Source organism: Urinicoccus massiliensis (assembly GCF_900120405.1).
GTDB lineage: Bacteria > Bacillota > Clostridia > Tissierellales > Peptoniphilaceae > Urinicoccus > Urinicoccus massiliensis.
Genome location: NZ_LT635493.1, coordinates 654,930 through 675,578, shown reverse-complemented (window position 1 = coordinate 675,578; position 20,649 = coordinate 654,930). Strand labels below are relative to the sequence as shown.

17 protein-coding genes and 1 pseudogene are annotated in these 20,649 nt (G+C 30.8%); 15 read left to right on the top strand and 3 right to left on the bottom strand.

Annotation, left to right across the window (positions count from 1 at the left end):
- Positions 1–339: 339 nt before the first annotated feature.
- Positions 340–966: a helix-turn-helix domain-containing protein gene (locus tag BQ7400_RS07820; protein WP_072470062.1), complete on the top strand. Its 627-nt coding sequence runs from the start codon at positions 340–342 to the stop codon at positions 964–966.
- A gap of 436 nt (positions 967–1,402) precedes the next feature.
- Here BQ7400_RS07820 and BQ7400_RS07815 read toward each other — a convergent pair whose 3' ends face one another.
- Positions 1,403–2,395, bottom strand: a complete 993-nt coding sequence (locus BQ7400_RS07815) for a helix-turn-helix domain-containing protein (RefSeq protein ID WP_072470061.1) — start codon at positions 2,393–2,395, stop codon at positions 1,403–1,405.
- 160 nt (positions 2,396–2,555) lie between these two features.
- Here BQ7400_RS07815 and BQ7400_RS07810 point away from each other — a divergent pair, with 160 nt between their 5' ends.
- The 7 genes from BQ7400_RS07810 (at position 2,556) to BQ7400_RS07780 (ending at position 10,561) form a co-directional block, all read left to right on the top strand.
- Positions 2,556–4,310 carry an ABC transporter ATP-binding protein gene (locus BQ7400_RS07810; protein WP_072470464.1) on the top strand — a complete coding sequence of 585 codons (1,755 nt, stop codon included), beginning with the start codon at positions 2,556–2,558 and terminating at the stop codon, positions 4,308–4,310.
- Positions 4,294–6,015, top strand: coding sequence for an ABC transporter ATP-binding protein (locus BQ7400_RS07805; protein WP_072470060.1), 1,722 nt, complete (start codon positions 4,294–4,296; stop codon positions 6,013–6,015). Before BQ7400_RS07810 ends, BQ7400_RS07805 begins: the two co-directional genes overlap by 17 nt.
- 11 nt (positions 6,016–6,026) lie before the next feature.
- Entirely contained in the window at positions 6,027–7,370 is a 1,344-nt protein-coding gene (locus tag BQ7400_RS07800; protein ID WP_072470463.1) for an MATE family efflux transporter, read from the top strand.
- Between the two features lie 59 nt (positions 7,371–7,429).
- A complete protein-coding gene (locus BQ7400_RS07795) occupies positions 7,430–8,011 on the top strand; it encodes an MptD family putative ECF transporter S component (protein WP_072470059.1) in 582 nt (193 codons plus the stop codon).
- The gene (locus tag BQ7400_RS07790) at positions 8,011–8,700 is read left to right on the top strand and encodes an energy-coupling factor transporter transmembrane component T (RefSeq protein WP_072470058.1); all 690 of its coding nucleotides are present in this window, start codon (positions 8,011–8,013) and stop codon (positions 8,698–8,700) included. Before BQ7400_RS07795 ends, BQ7400_RS07790 begins: the two co-directional genes overlap by 1 nt.
- Positions 8,694–10,058 carry an ABC transporter ATP-binding protein gene (locus BQ7400_RS07785; protein ID WP_072470057.1) on the top strand — a complete coding sequence of 455 codons (1,365 nt, stop codon included), beginning with the start codon at positions 8,694–8,696 and terminating at the stop codon, positions 10,056–10,058. Before BQ7400_RS07790 ends, BQ7400_RS07785 begins: the two co-directional genes overlap by 7 nt.
- Positions 10,059–10,342: 284 nt before the next feature.
- Entirely contained in the window at positions 10,343–10,561 is a 219-nt protein-coding gene (locus BQ7400_RS07780; protein ID WP_035111382.1) for a helix-turn-helix domain-containing protein, read from the top strand.
- 189 nt (positions 10,562–10,750) lie between these two features.
- On the opposite strand, the pseudogene BQ7400_RS10640 reads toward BQ7400_RS07780, so the two are convergent.
- Positions 10,751–10,906: pseudogene (locus BQ7400_RS10640) on the bottom strand (plasmid mobilization protein); the annotation flags it as partial.
- A gap of 306 nt (positions 10,907–11,212) precedes the next feature.
- On the opposite strand from BQ7400_RS10640, the gene BQ7400_RS07770 reads away from it, so the two are divergent.
- From BQ7400_RS07770 to BQ7400_RS07745, 6 genes are read left to right on the top strand one after another with little or no spacing between them, the layout of a single operon-like run.
- Entirely contained in the window at positions 11,213–11,824 is a 612-nt protein-coding gene (locus tag BQ7400_RS07770; protein ID WP_002836644.1) for a TetR/AcrR family transcriptional regulator, read from the top strand.
- Positions 11,825–11,841: 17 nt separating this feature from the next.
- Positions 11,842–12,423, top strand: coding sequence for an MptD family putative ECF transporter S component (locus tag BQ7400_RS07765; RefSeq protein ID WP_072470056.1), 582 nt, complete (start codon positions 11,842–11,844; stop codon positions 12,421–12,423).
- Between the two features lie 24 nt (positions 12,424–12,447).
- Positions 12,448–13,149 (top strand): energy-coupling factor transporter transmembrane component T, encoded by a 702-nt coding sequence (locus BQ7400_RS07760; protein WP_072470055.1) that lies wholly within the window; start codon positions 12,448–12,450, stop codon positions 13,147–13,149.
- Positions 13,142–14,533, top strand: a complete 1,392-nt coding sequence (locus BQ7400_RS07755) for an ATP-binding cassette domain-containing protein (protein ID WP_072470054.1) — start codon at positions 13,142–13,144, stop codon at positions 14,531–14,533. The genes BQ7400_RS07760 and BQ7400_RS07755 overlap by 8 nt, the downstream gene beginning before the upstream one ends.
- 24 nt (positions 14,534–14,557) lie before the next feature.
- A complete protein-coding gene (locus tag BQ7400_RS07750) occupies positions 14,558–16,273 on the top strand; it encodes an ABC transporter ATP-binding protein (protein WP_072470053.1) in 1,716 nt (571 codons plus the stop codon).
- A 10-nt stretch (positions 16,274–16,283) separates the two neighbouring features.
- Entirely contained in the window at positions 16,284–18,020 is a 1,737-nt protein-coding gene (locus tag BQ7400_RS07745; protein ID WP_072470052.1) for an ABC transporter ATP-binding protein, read from the top strand.
- A gap of 459 nt (positions 18,021–18,479) precedes the next feature.
- Here the strand turns inward: BQ7400_RS07745 and BQ7400_RS07740 are convergent, their stop codons facing one another.
- Positions 18,480–19,649, bottom strand: coding sequence for an IS110 family RNA-guided transposase (locus tag BQ7400_RS07740; protein WP_072470051.1), 1,170 nt, complete (start codon positions 19,647–19,649; stop codon positions 18,480–18,482).
- Positions 19,650–19,934: 285 nt separating this feature from the next.
- On the opposite strand from BQ7400_RS07740, the gene BQ7400_RS07735 reads away from it, so the two are divergent.
- Entirely contained in the window at positions 19,935–20,612 is a 678-nt protein-coding gene (locus tag BQ7400_RS07735) for a class I SAM-dependent methyltransferase (RefSeq protein ID WP_072470050.1), read from the top strand.
- The last annotated feature ends 37 nt before the right edge of the window (positions 20,613–20,649 follow it).

Sequence of the window (20,649 nt, the reverse complement as noted above, 5' to 3'; positions counted from 1 at the left end):
CCGCGCAGACCTATTTCTTGATGTAGGGTTATCATCAGGGTAGTCTTGATACATGTGGAGGCAATAACGTTGTTGTCAAGAACTAAGTAAAATGAAGAAACCTTAGCCACTGAACTTGATCATGAATTTGTCACAAAGTTTACTAAAGAGTTTAGGGAATTATATAATGGGATTTATTTTTAAACAAAGATAAATTAGAATTTTTAGAATAGCTTGTTTATATTGAATTAACAAAAAAACAGCATTGCAACTGTTGGTTGACATATTTCCAAGGCAGCTTGGTAGTATGAAACCGATTTGTTTGATATAACTAAACCATAAAAGAAAGGAGTGTGCGTTATGAACATGGCAGACAGAATACAGTATTTGAGAAAAACAAAAGGAATTTCACAGGAAGAACTTGCAGGCAAGGTTGGAGTATCTCGGCAGGCGGTTTCAAAATGGGAAAGTGGACAAAGCTTGCCGGATTTGGAAAAAATAATTACCATGAGCGATTACTTCGGAGTTACAACCGATTACATTCTAAAAGGAATTGAACCAGTTGCAGATAAAGAACAGAAAAGCTCTGAGCTAAAAAGCAAGATACTATATATCGCATCAACAGCATTTGTTTGGATTGGATTATTTAGTGCTTTTGCAGGCTGGTATGAAAGGCAAACCATGGATACCCTATGGGGTTCAATGATTATTCAGGCCGTTGGAATTGCTGGATACTTTATAGGGCGGTTACTCTCTGCAGCAAGGGCACCTTTCGCTGTCAACTGGCTTAATCTCATCGGGTTCTTGTTCATGCCTTTTTCTATGGTTACGGGTGCAATTTCTATCGCACTTTTCAAACAAGGTTGGATTGCTCCATACCCTATCGGCATTGCCCCCCATCTTGTATTGTTTGTTATAGTGTATATTAGTATTTGTGCTATAAGCTATATTGTGTTGAAAAGAAGAACAAGAGGAGCTCTGTTTTGATGACAACTCTCAGTTTGTAGAGCTAATGCCTTTTAAGGATAGGCTTATGTTATCGTTAAAAAGCATGTGGATATGTTTCCACATACATACAAGAATTCATGACATACTTAGTGTTCACCCGTTTCACTTGAAGAGTCTAGCCTTGATACAAAAGATATAAATTTATAAATCCTGCATTTTAAGCAGTTTTATAAGCATTTTGTATTTGAAAAAGATGAAGAAGGATATGTCAAAAAGACTCAAAAAAACTATATGGACGTGAGAGTAGTTTTTGGGCTGGTATTAGGAAACACAAAAATATAATTAACTCGTTTTGTACTTTCTACAAGAGTAGCTTAAGAGGCTGCTCTTTTTTTGCTTTTTACCAAACTTATACATACCTATACCAATATCTATAAAATCATATAAGATAAAGGCCTATAAATAAAAAAATACTTTAATCACAATAATCGCATTTTAAATTGTGATGTTTGCAAGCTAAATTACGGACTTCACTAGGAAGTTTCCCTTTGTATCTTTTGTAATAAATGGAAAACTTGCTATGGGATGTGTATCCAACAGACGCAGCTATTTCCTTTATAGGAAGCTTGGTGTTTAAGAGTAGAGTTTCAGCCACGTTCATTCTTTTTCTTTGTGAGTATTCTGTAATGCTTTGACCATATTTTTCTTTGAATAAATTTTTTAATTTTGTTCCGCTCATTTTAGATATTTTTTCAAGGGTTTCTTGATTTACATTCATGGCGAAATGATCATCTAAGAATCTTGCTACATCTTCGAGTGCTTTATTATCGTCAGATTCAATTTTATATTTTTTTCTATTTAAGTAGGTATCTATTACTATACTTATCCATTCATTTGCCTTTGCTTTAAAGAAAAAATCAGCGGCTGGAGGGTCCATCTTACAATTTAATATTTCCATTGCAACTTTTTCTAAGGCCTTTGTAAGAATAATTTGATTATTTTGAAGTAAGGTCGAATAAAATGATTCTGGATTAATGTTAATGGATGATAGGTGCTTTTCTAAAAGTTCTCTTTTAAATCCTATAGAAACACAAAGATAATATGAATTCTCGTGTAATAAAAATAGGAAGTCATCTCTTATATTATCAAAATCAAGAGTACATAAGGAGTTTGCAGTAAGAGTTTGATATGGATTAAATTTTTCACCGTTCGCGCTGACTATGTAGCTTGTGTATATCGACACATAATCTGCCATACTGTAAGTACTATTTTTAACTACTTCCTCACTGATATAAAAATCATGTATATCAATAATGAAGCCGTCTCCTTCATAAAACCAATAAAGGCCTTCTGCATAAGTAGAATCCTCTTTTTTCCAACAAAAAGTGTGACCTGCACTTGAGTACTTCTTATTGTTTTTACATGCATCCACTTGCATACATTTTTTTACAAAATCGTAATATGTCATAATACACCTATCCCTTTTAGACAATATTCCAATTAGCCTTATTAATTCAAAACTATTGTATTAGTAATTATAACCGATGTATAATAAAAAAGCAATGATAACAGTTATCATCAAAGCGAATTTATATCTAAAAGGAATATCAATGAAGGGAGATAATATTATGAAGATTTACAAAAAACTATTTGCTTATGTACAGGATAAAAAATATCTCGGCTTTTTAGCTATAGTCTTTTCTGCTATATCTGCTGTACTTACGGTATATGGATTTTATTTAATCTACAAATTTCTAGATAATTTAATAATTAATTCAAATTTATCCGGCGCAGAGACCATAGCGTTAAAATCTGTCATCACACTAACAAGTGGAGCAATATTTTATTCTGTTTCAGGAACATGTTCTCACATACTAGGTTTTAGGCTTGAAACAAATTTAAGAAAAAGGGGGATAGACGGCTTAGAGAAAGCAAGTTTTAGGTTCTTTGACTTAAATCCATCTGGTCAAATAAGAAAGATCATAGATGACAACGCCGCGCAAACTCACCAGGTTGTAGCTCACATGATTCCCGATAGTTCTCAGGCAATAGTTACACCAGTACTAGTACTAGCACTCGGCTTTATAGTAAGTATAAGAGTTGGCATAACTTTGCTTGCTCTTACTATAATCGGTGGCTTAATTTTAGGTGCAATGATGGGCGATCAAGAATTTATGAAGATATACCAAGAAGCCCTATCTAAACTAAGCGCTGAAACTGTTGAATACGTAAGAGGAATGCAAGTTGTAAAAATATTTAGAGCAAATGTCGAGTCATTTAAAAGCTTTTACAAGGCGATAAAAGATTACTCAAAGTATGCTTATAATTATTCACTATCTTGTAAAAAACCTTATGTTTTGTATCAATGGTTATTTTTTGGCTTAATTGCAATTTTAATTATTCCTATAGTTTATTTTATGACTAGCTTAGCTAGCGCAAAGGTGGTTTTACTTGAACTTATCATGATTTTATTTTTATCAGGAGTTCTCTTTGTTTCATTTATGAGAATGATGTGGTACTCCATGTACATTTCTCAAGGCAATTATGCAGTAGATACTTTAGAGGCGCTTTACGAAGATATGCAAAAAGACAAATTAGCCCATGGTAATGTTAATAATTTTAAAAACTATAATATAGAATTTGATAATGTAAGCTTTGCTTATAATGATAAGGCTGTCATTGAAAATTTATCCTTTAAATTAGAAGAGGGAAAGTCCTATGCACTAGTTGGTTCATCTGGATCAGGTAAATCAACAGTAGCAAAACTTATATCAGGTTTTTATAATGTTAATGAAGGAAGCATAAAGATAGGTGGGATTCCAATATCTGAATATTCTGACCAAGCTTTAATTAAAGCTATATCCTTTGTTTTTCAAGATTCAAAATTATTCAAGAAGAGCATTTATGATAATGTTGCTTTAGCTAATAAAGGAGCGAGCAGAGATGACGTTATGAGAGCCTTAAAATTAGCAGGATGCAATTTGATACTAGACAAATTCCCGGAAAGAGAAAATACAGTCATAGGCTCAAAAGGAGTTTATTTATCTGGCGGAGAAAAACAGAGAATTGCAATTGCTAGAGCAATTTTAAAGGATTCCAAAATTATTATTATGGATGAAGCATCAGCATCTATTGACCCAGATAACGAGTTTGAATTGCAAAAAGCTTTCAAAAATCTTATGAAGGATAAAACAGTTATCATGATTGCACATAGACTATCTACAATTAAAGACCTCGATGAAATACTTGTGATGGATGGCGGAAAAATTATAGAAAGAGGTTCTGACAAAGAATTAATGTCAAGTGATACAAAGTATAAGAGATTGCAAGAGATGTTTAACAGTGCGAATGAATGGAGGGTTTCAAATGAAGGAGTTTTATAAAAAAAGATTTGCTCTTACAGATAAAGGAGCAAGAAATTTAAGTAAAGCAACACTGGCTTCATTTTTTGTTTATTGTATAAACATGCTTCCTGCGATATTACTAATGATTTTTGCTCAGGAAGTCTTGGAAAATATTGGTAGAAGCAAGGGATTTTATATAGCATTCTCAGCCTTGACCTTGATAGCAATGTATATTTTGCTTTCTATCGAATACGATAAATTATACAGCACAACATATCAAGAAAGTGCGGACTTAAGAATAAGGACAGCAGAGAATTTATCAAAACTACCTCTATCATACTTTTCTAAACACGATATTTCAGACCTAGCGCAGACAATCATGTCTGATATTGAAGGTATAGAGCATGCAATGAGCCACTCGATACCAAAAGTGGGCGGTATGGCACTCTTCTTCCCACTAATATCCATTATGATGCTAGTGAGCAATGTCAAGATGGGTTTAGCTGTAATTATTCCATCACTTTTAAGCTTTATATTTATACCTTTATCTAAAAAAATTCAGGTTAAGGGACATAAAAGATATTATGATATTCTAAGAAAAAACTCAGAAAGTTTTCAGGAAAATATCGAAATGCAAATGGAGATTAAAGCCTATGGCTTATCAGAGGAAATGAAAGAAAAGCTGTATGAAAAAATGGATAAAAGTGAAAAAGTGCACTTAAAATCGGAAATGACTACAATTTTAACTATGTCTATATCTTCAATATTTAGCTTCATATCTCTTGCTGTTGTAATACTTGTAGGAGTTAATTTAATTATCAATAAAGAGATAAGTCCTCTCTACCTTATAGGATATTTACTAGCAGCTATGAAGATAAAAGACTCTCTAGATGCATCTAAAGAGGGCATGATGGAAATATTTTATTTATCGCCTAAGATTGAAAGACTAAAAGAAATTCAAAATCAAGATTTACAAGAAGGCGATGACTATAATTTGAAAAAATTTGATATTGATCTAAAAAATGTTGAGTTTGCCTATAATAAAGACGCAAAAGTTATAGATGGCGTAAGTTTTAAAGCTAAGCAGGGAGAGGTAACTGCTTTAGTAGGCGCAAGCGGCTGCGGTAAAACAACCATCTTGAAACTTATATCAAGACTATATGATTATGACGAGGGACAAATCTTAATCGATGGCAAAGATATAAAAGAAATATCAACAGAATCTCTTTTTGACAAGGTATCAATAGTTTTTCAAGACGTGGTTCTCTTTAATCAAAGCGTTATGGAAAATATTAGAATCGGTGAGCAAGACGCAAGTGACGAAGAAGTTAAAAGAGCAGCAAAACTTGCAAACTGCACAGATTTTATAGAAAAAATGGATAATGGTTTCGATACTCTTATCGGTGAGAACGGAGCTGAGCTATCAGGTGGAGAAAGACAAAGGCTATCAATAGCCAGAGCCTTCTTAAAAGATGCACCAATCTTAATCTTAGATGAGATAGCAGCCAGCCTTGATGTTGACAACGAGAAAAAAATTCAAGAGTCTTTAAACAATTTAATTAAAGATAAAACAGTTGTTATCATTTCACACAGAATGAAATCCATAGAAAATGCAGATAAGATAGTAGTTCTTGAAAACGGAAGAGTAGAAAGTGAAGGCAAACATGGAGAGCTTTTACAAAAATCAAAAGTTTACAAGAATTTAATAGAAAAAACAAAAATGGCAGAAGAGTTTATATATTGAAGAAATTAAAAATGAAACAAAACATGAAAGAACAGTTATTGACCAAGAAGCCATTGTCTTTAATGTTTCAATTATCTATACCAGCAGTAATTGGCATGGTGGTTATAGGTCTATACCCACTTATGGATGGAATATTTGCTGGACAAATAATTGGTGAGAATGCTATGGCGGCTTGCTCAATAGCTATGCCACTTACCTTTTTTAATAATGGGATTGCAACGCTTATAGGGATAGGTTCGGCATCAATTTTATCAAGAGCCATGGGAAAGGGTGATAATAATACTATAGACAAGCTTATGGGAAATCTTATCTATTGGATTATATTTTTTTCAACGATCATAACAATAGGAGGAATACTTCTAGGACCATATTTTTTAGATTTAATTGGAGCAACAGGAGAAATAAAGGCATTAGGTATAAGGTATTTAAGAATAATATTTCTAGGCTCAATTTTTGTAAACTTTACCCAGTCAGCCAATATGGTTATGCGTGGTGAAGGACTTATGAAAAGAGCAATGAGTATCATGGGACTTGGTGCCTTTATCAATATAGCTCTTGATCCAATACTAATGAAATTAATGGGTGATTATGCCATTGAGGGAGCAGCTATAGCAACTGTAACAGCACAAATAATTCAAGCAGTTATTACTCTTTATTATTTTAAGAGTAAAAGTGAAAATGTAAAAATAAGAAAAATAAAAAAAGAAAAAGCTATATCAAAGGAAATGTTTGGAGTAGGAGTATCAGCTATGATCATGCAAGTATTTTTCATGGTTCAACAAACATTGCTTTATAGACAAGCTTTTAGATATGGAGGAGATCCAAATGCAATATTAATGTCGGCAACTTTGAGATTTTATGGATTTTCATTTATACCAATTTGGGGAATGAGTCAGGGGTTACAGCCGATTATTGGTACAAACTTTGGAGCAAAACAATACGATAGAGTAAAGGAAACTATGAATATATTTTTTATAGGAGGAACAGGACTTGCAGCAATTTTTTGGTTCCCAGCACAAGTATTTTCAAAACAGTTACTTGGTTTATTTAAAGTAAGTCAGGATATAATTTCAAGCGGAGTTAATAATTTCAGAATATTCTATTCAGTATTTATTCTTTATGGAATTATGATTATGACAATCACTTTTTTTCAAGCGATTGGGGATGGAAAAAAAGCTGGAATGATTGTAATGCTAAGACAGTTAATACTACTTGTTCCAGCTTTACTTATATTGCCAAGAATATTTGGAGCAGGGGCTGTTTGGTGGGCAGAACCAGTTGTAGATTTTACTATGATAATGGTAGGTTTAGCAATGCAAGCCAAGGCTCTTTCAAATATGAATGTAAAAAATTAAAAATAAAATAAAGAAAAAAACAAAAATGGCAGAAGAATTTATTTATTAGGAGGACTAAAATGGATAATAAAAAATTAAAAGTAAAAGATTTAGTAAGTATCGGTGTTTTTGCCGTAATTTATTTCGTCTTGATGTTTGCTGTTGGTATGATGGGAATGATCCCAATATTGTTTTTAGTTTACCCAACAGTTTTAGCCATAGTTGCAGGAACTGTTCTTATGTTATTTATGGCTAAGGTTCAAAAACCATGGGCATTATTTATTCTCGGTATGATATCACCACTTGTGATGTTTGCTATGGGACATACTTATGTATTGCCAGTATTTTCATTGATAGTAATGATGGTTGCAGAATTAATTAGAAAGATTGGTAATTATAATTCATTTAAATATAATATGCTTTCTTATGCAGTATTTTGTACGTGGATTTGTGGATCATTAATGCAAATGCTTTTAGCTAAAGAAAAATATATTGAATTATCTATGATGATGGGAAAAGATTATGTTGATGCATTGGAAAATCTAATAACTTATCCTCACATGGCTTTAGTAGCCTTAGGTGCTTTCCTAGGAGGAATAATTGGAGCATATATAGGCAAGGCTCTATTGAAGAAACACTTTGAAAAAGCAGGCATTGTATAATGCCTAACTTTTTTTCAAATTCTCCCTTTAATCTCAACCCCATCAGTAAGTTATTAGTCGTATTTCTTACAGGCTTAACTGTTGTGCATAGCTTAAACATATGTTTCGAGCTAGCAATTGTTTGTATTATTGGTATTTTATTTTATTTGAATGGATACAAAAAAACACTTTTCAAATGGATAATTTTATGCACAATTTTATATGCTTTACCTAATTTTATGGTGCTATCTAATATAAATCCAATAATTAAGATGTTTTTAAGCTTATTTATTATCTTCAGAATGTTTTTATTGCCATTTATGGCAGCAAGCTTCATGATAAAGACCTCTGATGTAGGCGCAATAATTTCATCAATGGATAAGCTTAAAATTTCAAAAAATCCTTCCATACCTATTGCGGTTATGTTTAGGTTCTTTCCATCTTTTAAAGAAGAGAAGAAAAACATCAAAATGGCTATGAAGGTAAGGGGTATAAATTTTAAAAATCCAATCAAATATCTTGAATACGTTTCGGTGCCGCTACTAATTATATCTTCGAACATAGCAGATGATATTGCAAAAGCGGCAGAAACAAAGGCAATAGAAAATCCAATTGCCAAGACCAGATATATTCCTGTAAAGATACAGACTATAGATTTTGTATATGTTTTAATTATAACTGGACTTATTGTTGGAGGCTTAATATGGTAGAAATAAAAAATTTAAGCCTTGATTATGGCAAAGAACATATAATAGATGATATATCACTATCCATAGCTGAGGGAGAGTGCATGCTATTTACAGGAAAAAGTGGAAGCGGTAAGTCATCTTTAATAAATTCAATCAACGGACTAGCTGTAAGGTATGATAACGCAAAGACAAAGGGAGAAATAATTATTGATGGTAAAAATATAAAAGATTTGGAGCTTTATCAAATCTCGATGCTTGTCTCAACTGTTTTTCAAAATCCTAAGACATATTTCTTTAATATAAATACGACATTAGAATTATTGTTCTATTTAGAAAATATTGGTCTTACAAGAGAAGAGATGGACAGGCGTTTGAAGGATATGCTTGAGATATTCCCGATAAAAAATCTTTTGAACAGAAATATATTTAATCTATCCGGCGGTGAAAAACAAATACTTTGCATTGCCGCTTCTTATATAGCAGGCACAAAGATCATAGTTATGGATGAACCTTCATCAAATTTGGATATTAAAAGCATAGATGTTTTGACAAGGATGTTAAAAATCCTAAAAGAAAAAGGCATAAGCATAATTGTAGCTGAGCATAGAATTTATTATTTGATGGACATAGTTGATCGTGTCTTTATAATTGACAAAGGTAAGATTAAAAAAATTTATACAATAAATGAATTTTTAAAGCTAGATAAAAATGAATTAAAAGCTTTAAGTTTAAGGGATAAAGAATTAAGCAAATTAGAAGTTCCTTATTTAAAAGAAGGCGGAGAGTATCAGATAAAGAATCTTTGCTATAAATTTACGGATGATGAGTGTTTAAGTGTAAAGGACATTTCGTTTAAGCTTGGGAAAATTTATGGCATAATAGGATTCAATGGACAAGGAAAGTCAACGCTCTTAAGATGTTTAATTGGCCTTGAGAAAAAATCAAAAGAAGAAATTTATTTTAAAGGAGAGAAACTATCTAAAAAAGAAAGACTAAAAAACTCTTCACTTGTTATGCAAGACGTAAATCATCAATTATTTACAGATGAGGTATTCAAAGAGCTTGGTATAGGAGTAAAGAATTTTGATGAAGAAAAGGCAAAAATCATTTTAAAAGATTTAGGCTTAGACGGATTTAGAGAAAGGCATCCAATGAGTTTGTCAGGAGGTCAAAAGCAAAGACTTGCAATAGCATCTCTTATGTGTAAGGATTCTCCATTTGTCTATTACGATGAACCTACAAGTGGTATGGATTATTCCAATATGATGAAAATATCGGAATTAATCAAAAAATATAGAAATAAGGATAAAATAATTTTTATAGTTTCACACGATATCGAGTTTTTGAACGAAGTTGCAGATGAGATTTTTGAATTGTAAAATAGAGTCTGATAAACATGTCAATAGAACTGGGAGATTATTTATAAATTTCATAATATTTATTTATAGTATTAGTATCTTCCATATCTTTAGGGGAATTCTTTATTTAATTACCATAATTAAAGAGGTGAGAGATAAAAATTGGTAGTCTTCGGACTGCCTTTATTTTTTTGCTTAGTTTAACGCAGTAAATCATATAATTGAAAGGAATCTGCTTTATATGCTATAAATTAGGTAGTTAATCTATACATTTAGAAAGGTAAAATATAGAATTGGAGAATGATATGGGATTTTCATATAATAAATTATGGAAGTTATTAATAGATAAAAATATGAAAAAAACAGACTTACAATGTGCAATTGCAACAACACCCAAGACAATAGCAAAAATGGGAAGAGACGAAAATGTAAGTTTGGAAACATTAGGAAAGATTTGTGAGTATTTTCAATGCGATATTGGAGATATTATTGAATATAGGAGAGATGACAGAGATATATCTTAATATAAATCTTGAAGATGCTTTTGATAATAGAAAGTTGTTAAAATTTAATTAGTAGAGGTAGTTAAAGATGAAAGATTTTGAAACTCTAGAAATAAGTATTCCAGCAGATTCTGATGGTTATGTTTTATTAAAGTGCCCATCTTGTGGAGACAAATTTATGCTTCTTGTAGAAGATATAGAAGATGATACAATATCTACTACATAAATTTCTTTTTCCAATACACATTTTCTAAGAAAATGGGACATGGTTTTGCAATTAGCAAGTTTCATTTTCTTTTCAAAAACTTCTTTCTCTTCCTTAGTTAGTTTAATTTCTATTCTTTCATTTCTAAATCTATTTGCCATTTTATTCTCCTTTTTAAAATATATTTCGGGGTCTTAGGGTTCTCCCGAACAAGGTAAAAATTAATGGAGCATTCCGTAAAGGTCTGCTCCATTAATTTTTTCGTAAGTGTCCGTACACTTACTGTGCTTGCTATTAAAGTTATAAGCATAAGCGTGTATTAGGTTTTATTAATTATACCGCATTTAAATAAATTAATTAAGAAGTATACGGTAGAGTAGAGCAAAATTTATAATTTGATTAATATTGAAAATACTTTTCAATTAAGCTATAATAAAAACCGAGGGAATCCTCGGAAAAATAATCGAATGATTGGAGGTATTTTATTGAAAGATAAGGAAACAAAAGTTGGTCAAATTAGAAAAAAAGAAATTCGAGATGCAGCAATGAGATGTTTTTTGAATAAAGGATTTCAGAATACAACAATGGAGGATGTGATTAAAGAAGTTGGCATGAGCACAGGTGGTGTCTATCATCATTATAAAAGCACAGCTGAAATGCTTAAAGATTTAATGCTTGATGGAAATCAGTATAGAAATAATTTAATTGATAATTATTTAGAAGCTCACATAGGTCAAGATAAATATGAACAGATGAGTGAAATTTTAGTGGATAAATGTCTACCAGATACTGATATTACTAAGGTTTATTCTCTTTTATTACAATCAAAAAAATATAATGAAGATTTAGAGAAGATGTTTCAAGATTTGAAAACAGAAACAGTAAATCAATTAGATTCAATATCTAATAAATTAGGAATTGATTCAAAGATTTTTGAAGATGGTTTTTTAGTAAATTATATAAATGGAATGATATTAAGCTCGCAAGTTCTTAATGCAAGAGATTCATATGATGAGAATAGGAAATATCTAAAAGATACAATTTTAAATTATATTTTAGATTTAGAAAAAAATAGATAACTAAGGAGGTTTTAGAAATGAATAAAAAATTAGAAGTTAGAGATTTAATTAATGTTGGTTTGTTTGCGGTACTTGGGTTTATTTTTATGCTAATAGGCTCATTTACAGCTATGGTTCCTGTTTTGATGCCAATTGTTCCCTTAGTACAGGGGATTTTAGTTGGACCTAGTAACATGCTTTTTTCAACAAAAATTAAGAAGCCAGGAATGCTTTTTATTCAAACAATGCTAATATCTTTAGCTTATGTCATCATGGGTCATGGTCCATGGGCACTTTTAACAGGAGCAATTGCAGGATTTATTGGAGAAATAATATTAAAATCAGGCTCTTATGACAGTAAAGGAAAATCTAGATTAGCATTTTCTTTTTCAAGTCTTTGCACTTTAGGAAACTATGTTCCGATTATCATCTCAAGAAATGAGTATGTACAAGAGCTTTTAAATCAAGGTTATAAACAAGAATTTATTGACACGATGATGAAAGTTATGCCTGATTGGATTTTAATAGTCATGGCTATTTTAGGATTTATTGGTGCTTTTGTAGGTTGTAGCTTAGGAATTGTGTTCTTGAAAAAACATTTTTCAAAAATTGGTAAGTGAGAATTGGGGAGCGGGTTATTAGATATGATAAGGATAGATTTTAGAGCAAAATTATTTTTAATGATGGTTATTTCTTTTATTATGACAATTGGAAATATTCAAAGCCTAAATCCTATATATTATGTATTAATATGTATGCTCCCTACTTTTTTATTATTTTTATCTGGACATATAAAATCCGGGATTAAATCAATCATACTTTTTATAATATTGAATATTATAGAAATTAATATTAGGGAATTAAATGATTCTATAATATTATCACTTATACACATAGTTATAATTATAATAAAAAGAGTTTTTGCACCTATGGTTATGGGAAATTATATAATTTTAACGACTAGTGTAGGAGAAGCAATTTGTTCATTAAAAAAGGTGAAGTGTCCTGATCAGATAGCCATTCCTGTTGCGGTTATGGTTAGATATTTTTATGCAACAAGAATTGAGTATAGACAAATAAAACAAGCTATTTATTTGAGGGGTATAAGTTGTAGGAAATTTTTCAAGAATCCTATTTTATTAATTGAATATAGGATAATTCCACTATTGATGACTCTATCAAATTCTGCTGATGAATTGACAGTAGCTTCATTAACTAAGGGTCTTGCTGTCAATCAAAATAGATCAAATATTAGAGAAGCAAATTTAACATTTGCTGACTATTTAATTTTTTTTGTTTCTATTTTAGTTTTATTTTTTTATATAAGAGGTAGAAAATATGCTTAAAATAAGAAAGCTTGATTTATCTTTTGATGATGAAAATATCTTAAAAAATCTAAATTTTGAATGTAAAGCTGGTGAAATTACAGTTATTACAGGACATTCTGGATGTGGAAAAAGCACACTATTAAAAGCAATTAATGGAGTAATACCTGAATACCTTGATGCTAATATTAGTGGAGAAATAAAATATAACAACCTAGATTTACTTAGTAAAAATATATTTGAAAGATCATGTATTATTTCAAATGTATTTCAAAATCCAAAATCTCAATTTTACTGTATGAATTCCACTGAGGAGTTAGCCTTTCAGCTAGAAAATAGAAATACTGACAAGTCAGAGATAATCAATAGAATAAAGAAATACTCAAAACTCTTAAATATAGAATACTTATTAGGCAAAAATATATTTGATTTATCTGGTGGAGAAAAGCAAATGATAGCACTTGCAGCTTGTGCAATTTCTGAAAATGATATTATCTTATTAGATGAACCATCTTCATCATTAGATAATGAATCTATAGAAAGGTTAAAAGAAGCCTTAGTGAAATTAAAAGAATTAAATAAGATAATAATTGTTGTGGAACATAGATTATTTTATTTAAAAGATATAATGGATAGGCTCTGTATTATTGATAATGAGTCTTTAAATTTATACGAAAAAGAAGATTTAAATGATTATAATTTGAAAGCTATTGCAGAAGGATATGGACTTAGAACATTTAATAAAATAGAGAAAAGTGATTTAGAGATTAATAAATATTATAAAGTAAATTTATTGGATGATAAAAATAATTTCAGCAATGGAGATTTATCATGTCATAATTTTAAGAAAAAATATGAAAAGAATAAAATTTTTGACTTTAGTATTTCCTTTAATAAGGGAGTAAATTTTATCATTGGAAAAAATGGAATAGGGAAAAGTACTTTCATTAAATTATTGACCGGCATTACAAAAGGTCACGGAGATGTATTTGTTAATCAAAAAAAAGTTACAAAACAAAATAAAGAAATTTTTATGGTAATGCAAGATCCTAGCTCTCAGCTTTTTACAGAAACTGTATTATCGGAAGTTTCAACAGTAAGTGAAGATAAAAGCCTAAATGAAAAAATGTTGGAAAAGATGGGATTATTATCAAATCTTGAAAAACATCCTCAAAGTTTATCGGGAGGAGAGAAGCAAAGATTGTTGATTGCTATAGCAAGGCTTAGTAATAAACCTATTATTATCTTAGATGAGCCTACAAGTGGATTATGTAAACCACAGATGAATACATTAATTAATTTCCTACACGATATGGAGAGAGAAGGAAAACTCATTATAATTATTACACACGATTATGAGTTTATAAAAAACTGTGGAGGTAATATTTATGAGTTTTCAAAATAAAATATTTTAGAATGGAGGAGTGTTGTGGACTATTTAAAACGCATTTGGGAATATGCAGAAACAGAGAAAAAGTGGATTAAACTTGCTATTCTTCTTTCTAGCATAGGGGTTTTATGTGGAATTATGCCATATATTTTTGCTAGCAGCATTATAAATAATCTAATTCAGGGGAATCATGATACTAAATATTACATGTTACTATGTCTATTTATATTTCTTGGGTATAGCTTAAAATCAATTTTATATTCATTTGCACTAAAAATTTCTCATAAAGCAACCTTTTCAATTTTAAAGAACTTAAGAATAAGTATAGCTCAAAAACTTCCTAGAATGCCTTTAGGAAAAATAATAGACACAAGTAGTGGAGAATTTAAAACAACTATTGTTGACCAAGTAGAAAAAATGGAAAGACCATTAGCTCATTTGCTTCCAGAAATGACGGCAAACATATTAGGACCGCTATTTATCATTATTTATTTATTAATCATTGATTGGAGATTGGCAATTCTTTCTTTAGTTTCAATTCCAGTTGGTATGATCTTTATGGGTTTAATTATGAAAGATTACGCAAGTGATTATGCTAAATCTGTTGAGGTCAATACTAATATGAATAAGTCAATTGTCGAATATATCAATGGAATTGAGGTTATAAAAACTTTTAATCAGGGTGAGAATTTCTATTCTAAATATGAGAATAGTATTTATGCAAATGCTGAATATTTTTATAAATGGATGAAGAATACCCAATTTTCTATGTCGTTATCTAAAGCAATATCACCTACTACTTTGATAACGATACTGCCTATAGGTTTTTTGATGTATATAGGGGGTAGCCTAGAAATTAGTAGTTTTATAATGGTCATAATACTTTCATTAGGAGTAGCAGGTCCTTTATTAGCCGCAATTAATTTTATTGACAGTTTAGCACAAGTAGGAACAACAGTTAATAGAATAGATTCTATTTTAGCAGCTGATGAACAGATCCATAGCGATAATATAACTTATTTTGAGAACTATGATATTAAGATTAAGGATTTACATTTTGCATACGATGAAAACAAAGAAATTTTAAAGGGCGTAGATTTATTTGTAGAAGAAAATACTGTTAATGCTTTAGTTGGACCTTCAGGTTCTGGGAAATCCACTATAGCAAAGCTTATTGCTGGGTATTGGGATATTAGTGATGGAGTAGTTACTATTGGAGATAAAAATATATTAGATATTCCACTTAGACAACTATATGATTTGGTAGCATTTGTATCTCAAGACACTTTTCTTTTTAATGATACTGTGATGGAAAATATAAGAATGGGAAAGGTAAATGCTCGTGATGATGAAGTAATAGAAATGGCAAAAGCTTCGGGTTGTCATGAATTTATTATGTCATTAGAAAAAGGATATCAAACGATAGTAGGTTCTGGGGGAAGTAATTTATCTGGGGGAGAAAGGCAAAGAATTACTATAGCTCGAGCTATGCTTAAAAATGTACCAATTCTTATATTAGACGAAGCAACAGCTTATATAGATCCGGAAAATGAAGTTAAGTTACAAGAATCAATTTCTAAATTGATAGAGGGGAAAACTGTTATAATTATTGCTCATAGGCTATCTACTGTAACTGATGTAGATAAGATTTTTCTAGTTGAAGATGGAAAAATATCTTGTGCTGGTGATCATGAAGAATTACTAAACAAAAGCAATACTTATAAAGATATGTGGAGAGCAAATCTAAAAAAATAAGGAGTGCAAAATGATTAGTGGACTTAAAAAAATTTGGAACTTTGCAGATCTTGAGAAATCTAATTTAAATGTCTCTGTGGTCTTTGAGTTTATTTACGCCATATTTAATATGTTACAGATTGTAGCAATTTATATTGTATTAAACTCAATCTTTTCAGATAATAAAAATATGAAAGTTTCATTAATAGTTTTAATATTACTAATTTTAAGTATTATTGGAAGAAGCTATTTTAATTCTCTTGCCCAACTTAAACAGGTACACGCAGGATATTTTATGGTAGCTAATAAAAGAGTAGAAATAGGAAAACTTTTAAAAACTGTACCTATGGGATATTTTAATAGAAATAATACTGCTTATATAACAGGAATAACTACTTCAGTATTGGATGATATAGAAAATACTGCACCATTTATTCTAGTAGGTGTATTAAGTGGTTTAATAAATTCAATAGTTTTTACTTTAATGATTTTTATTTTTGAATTTAAACTAGGATGTATTGTTTTTATAGGAACATTATTATACTTGTGCGCCGTATCCTATATGGAAAAGAAGTCAAAAGCCAGTTCTGCTGCTAGGCAAAAATCTCAATCAGAACTTGTGCAAAGAACTTTAGAATATATACAGGGGCTTTTTGTAATAAAAGCTTTTAATCTTGAAGGTATAAGAGATAAGGAAATAATATCGTCTATTACTAAGAATGAAAAAGTAAACTTAGATATGGAAGAAAGTCTTACTCCCTATATCATAATTCAAGATATTATTATAGCTTTCTTTAGTGTTATTATGATAGCAACATCATTGCAATTATTTTTTAAGGGAAGTATGAATATTTCAGACGGGATAATGGGTATAATAATGTCCTTTCTAGCTTTTAATCATATAAAATCAACGGGTAGTGTATTAGCAACTTTAAGACTAGCAACAAGTTCTATTGAAGAAGTTGAAAAAACTATGAGTATGCCTAAAATCGATATAGATGGCAAAAACATAGTTCCGGAAAAATATGATATAGAATTTAATGATGTTTCTTTTTCCTACGAGGATAAAAAAATATTAAAAAACATATCTTGTAAAATTAAAGAAAATACAATGGCTGCAATTGTAGGACTTTCAGGTTCAGGGAAAACAACTATGTGCAATTTAATTTCCAGGTTTTGGGACATTGATAAAGGAAGTATAAAGGTAGGTGGAATAGATATAAGAAAATATAAGCTAGAATCACTTATGGAATTAATAAGTACAGTTTTCCAAGACGTCTATCTCTTTGAAGATACAATTGAAAACAATATAAAATTTGGAAAACAAAATGCAAGCCATGAAGAAGTAGTTCAAGCTGCTAAAAAAGCAAGATGTCATGAATTTATAGAAGCTTTACCAGAAGGATATGACACTATCATTGGGGAAGGTGGAGCAAGCCTGTCTGGTGGAGAAAAACAAAGAATCTCCATAGCCAGAGCCATGCTAAAAGATGCGGACATCATAATCTTTGATGAGGCAACTGCAAATATAGACCCAGAAAATGAAGATAAACTTAAAGAAGCAATAGAATCATTAACAAAAAATAAGACAGTAATAATGATTGCTCATAGGTTAAAGACAATTAGAAATGCAGATCAAATTTTAGTTTTAAAAGATGGAGAAATAGTAGAACGTGGAAATCATGAAGAACTGATTAAGAATGATGGGCTTTATTCTGACTTGATTAATGCAAAAGCTAAGGCGGAATCATGGAAATTAAATAATTGATAGGAAGAAATATTAAAGTCTTTAAACAGTAAAATTTAGAAAAGAGGATTTATGCCTAATAGCATAAGTCCTCATTTTTTATATTCAATTAATCAATAAAACTCAAAAATACTATAAAAAATAAAAATTCAGGTTAGAAAATGATTATAAAAAGATGAATAGAAAGTAATTAATCTTGTGATATACTAGCACTGTAGAAAAATACAAAATGGGAAGACTAACTATTAAAAGTCAAGAGGTGAAACAAAGAAAATATAAGTAATGATATTGATAAAAACTGAATAAAAATAAGCATAAAAAAGCACCCTAAAGTTTAAGATTAAAAATAGGGTAAGTAAAGTTTTTGCCTTTTAAATAGTAATTTTTTCAAAAGAACCTGTAAATGGTAAAGGCTACGCCCGAGCAAAGCTCGCCATTTACAGAACCTTTATCAAAAATTTGCAAACAGTTAAGCAAAAACTAACTCTGCACTTGATAAGGTTCATTCTTAGTAAGGACAGCAAAAATAGTATGACAAAGCTTTCTAGCAACAGCGTTTGTAGCAACTAAATGATGCTTGCCTTCACTGATTTTCTTCTGATAATAATCAGAAAAAACAGGGTCACAAAATTCAGCTCTAAGAGCGGATTGAAAAAGAGCACGCCTTAAGTAAGGAGAACCTCTTTTACTCATATGATTGTAAGTAGATTCATATTCTCCAGACTGAGAAACGCTAGCATCCAAACCAGCATAAGCGACAAGTTTAGAAGGATTAGAAAATCTTTTAATATCACCAATCTCACCTAATATGGTAGCTGTATTAACAGAACCTATACCTGGAATAGTAGTAATTGGAGAATTAAGTTTTTCAAGTAAAACCTCAATTTCATTCTCAACATCACAAACCTGATTTTGAATAAAAGAAATTTGCTCAATAAGCATTTTGATTTGAAGACTAAATGAGTCCAGGCAGAAATTAATACCAAAAGAAGAAGAAGCCTTTTTAGAAAGCTCATTAATCTTCTTAGAAGCATAGTTTTTCCTAGAAACAGATTCAAGAAAAGTATTCAAATCATCAGAATTAATATCCTCAAAATCGGAAGGAGTAGAGAAATTTGAAAGAATTTCCTTAGAAGTTTTCCCAAAAATATTACTAAAAGAAGAGGCATATTCAGGGAAAACTTGGTCTAAAAGTGCAATAGTTTTTCTTTTAAGATCGCCAATTGATGACACAAGATAAGATCTGAATCTAGAAAGATTTCTCAAAGACAAATAATCTTCATTAGAAAGTGAAGTCTCAACGAAATCTCCATATCTAAGAAGATCAGCTATTAAAAGAGAATCAATAATATCAGTTTTTCTCTTTCTAATCTCAATACCTTGTCGCCAACCGTCAGTTTGGATTGGATTGATAACACGAACAGTAAAGTTTTTTTCAACAAGATATGAGTATAGAGATAACCAATAATGACCTGTAGCTTCCATACCTATTTCAAGTTTGTTTTTGAAAGGTATTAATTTTAAAATTAAACTCTCAGCACCATCAATGGAATTTGAAAAAGAAAAAGCTTTAAAAATAACTTTTTTCTTGTCATCAACTAATGAAGCAACATGAGTATTTTTACCAATATCGATACCTAAATAAAACATTTGAAACCTCATAAAAAAGTATTTTAGATAGAACCTTCTAAATCTAATAATGTTACTGCCTTATGGGAGATACGAAGTACTGAAAATCAGTCAACATCTAACTTATACGTAAACAGTTAAAAGATTAGAGGACTCACTCTTTCAAGAACGAGATTAAATCTCAAGGAGGCGACGAGTACACTCTATCTAATAACAATATTATACAGTAAAACTGAATAATACTTAGTCGATAAAGGGTTATAGGTTACCTTTAACAACCTAAATACATTATATAAGGAGGCTTTTATGGACACAAGTTATGAAACCTGGTGGTCAGAAGAAGATGGGGGAGACCTATCTATGGAAAAAGACCATGAATACGCCTGGCCCGCCACCATTGACCTACTGGACCCCAAGGATATTTTAGGCAAAAAGATTTTAGATTTTGGTTGCAACCGGGGAGTCCTTCTTCGAAAACTCTATGACCGCTACCCCTATGAAAAGGCAGTGGGCGTAGACTTGGCTAGACAATCCATTGCAGCAGCGAAAGAAAACAGCCAAGACTATCCGGTTACTTTTTATGTTGAAGACAACATTGCCAACCTGACGGAAACTTTTCACACAGCCATTAGTACATCTGTTTTGTATTTAATTGAAGACCTCAACGACCATATTTCAAAAATTCACGATTTATTGTTGGATGGAGGTGTTTACTATACAAGCTTTACAGACCAATCTAAAAATCCAAGCTTGGCCTATATGAAACAGGAAATCGACAAGTATGGGGCGGTAAAAATGCAAAACCACACCCTGACCCAAGTAGTGGACTGCTTTTTAGACCACGGCTTTCAAGTGGAGCTCATTCGGGAACACACAGGTCCTCATATAGATGTCAGTGGATACCGGCGCTTCCATTTAAGTGTAGATGATTATTTACAATCCATGGCTAACAGCTTTATGATTAAGGCACGAAAAATAAAATAAGGAGTTTAAGATTCAAACAAAAATTTGTCCTATGTTT